We start from the raw sequence: 1,139 nt of genomic DNA, 5'->3' as shown, positions 1-1,139 counted from the left end.
CTTCGCCGAAATGACTACGCTCTGCACCAAAGAATTTCCATCCATGTTTGTCGGAAGCGTATACTTCTCACCGTCCGATAACGAATGGCAAGACGATTTGAACAATCTTATACCGAACAATTATATTTAAAATGATAAAGATTCTTATTGTTGAAGATGAAACAGAAAAACGCCGCCTACTCATCGAAACACTGATAGAAGTAGAGGGCGTGGCCCTGGATCAAATAACCTATGTTGACGATGCGCTATCAGCAAAGAAACAGATTTCGGCGAGAAGATTTGATCTTCTTATTTTAGATATAAATATCCCGCCCCGGGCGGACAAACCGACGGAGACTGGGGCCGGCCTAGAGGTCATGAGTTTCGTGCGGAACAATAACAACGCAATACCGCCGGGATGCATCATAGGAATGACAGCATACGATGACGGAGCCGAGGCCGCTGAAGAAGTTTTTGCGTCTCCGTTATGGAAACTCGTCAGATTTTCCTATTCGGAACTGGGATGGCAAGCTCATCTTAAAGAGGCCGTCCGCTATATGATCAACATGCAGCGGCCACCTTATTCGAACGATGGTCAAACATATCATGTTGACCTTGGTATTGTCGTCGCACTGGAAGATGAAGAGCTTAAGAGTATATTAGCTCTACCAGCAGATTGGAAAGAACTTCCAGTAAACTATGATCATAGTCGATATTTTTCAGGTAATTTTTCAAATGGCAATTGTCAGATAAGCGTTATCGCAGTAGCGGCGCCTAAAATGGGGATGCCGGCGGCCGCAGTTGCAGCCTCAAAACTTATCCAGTCCTTTCGACCACGGCTTTTAGCAATGAGCGGAATCTGTGCAGGAGTGAAAGGAAAGGTGGAGATCGGAGATATTTTGATCGCGGACCCCTGTTTTGACTGGGGCAGTGGCAAGTGGGTTCGTGAAACACCGGAGTCCGAACTCAAATTTCGGCCTGCACCGTATCCGTGGCGCCTTGACGAGGGACTTCGCGGGATTGTTAAACGACTTGACAACGAAGAATGGCTAAAAGCTGTTTATCGAGACTTTGATGGAAAGCAGGTCGTTGATCGAGCACCTAAAGTGCTCGTCGAGGCGATGGCGAGTGGAGCATCAGTGCTACAAGCAGCATCACTT

General features: G+C 47.1%; 1 protein-coding gene. It reads left to right on the top strand.

Features of this window, described 5'->3' with window-relative positions; translation table 11 throughout:
• Positions 1-131: 131 nt before the first annotated feature.
• The coding region (locus tag JMF90_RS38035) for a response regulator (protein ID WP_201326442.1) at positions 132-1,139 on the top strand (1,008 nt) is incomplete at its 3' end.

This window comes from Burkholderia sp. E168m23 (genome assembly GCF_016586125.1).
GTDB lineage: Bacteria > Pseudomonadota > Gammaproteobacteria > Burkholderiales > Burkholderiaceae > Burkholderia > Burkholderia orbicola.
Note: the sequence above shows the minus strand (reverse complement) of the source record. Positions and strands in the feature narration are given on the sequence as shown.